At 42.9% G+C, this 252-nt stretch carries 1 pseudogene; it reads right to left on the bottom strand.

Annotated features, from left to right (window positions below):
• A pseudogene (locus AAEZ10_RS27590) lies at positions 1 to 252 on the bottom strand (AEC family transporter); the annotation flags it as partial.

The following is a 252-nucleotide window of genomic DNA, read 5'->3' as shown; positions in this document are numbered from 1 at the left end:
CCTTATAAGCAAAGGCAGCTAGTAAAGCGATGATTAATGGATTGGTAAAGAGTTTTTTGATGATCATGGTGCTACGACTAACCCACGTATCGTCCACGCTTTTCGACACGCGACTGAGGGTAATCACAGCTAAAATATTAAATAATATCGTCACCACACCCATATATACCGCACCAATACTTAAACCGCGCTCTCCGTAGGCATTGGCAACTGTCGCCAGTCCAATAATGGCCATATTGCTACGAAATATAC

The sequence above is a fragment of the Pseudomonas sp. H26/SER47-MNA-CIBAN-0231 genome (genome assembly GCF_040310465.1).
Taxonomy (GTDB): domain Bacteria; phylum Pseudomonadota; class Gammaproteobacteria; order Pseudomonadales; family Pseudomonadaceae; genus Aquipseudomonas; species Aquipseudomonas atacamensis.
The sequence above is the reverse complement of the archived record's forward strand: the minus strand, read 5'-3'. Positions and strand labels throughout refer to the sequence as shown.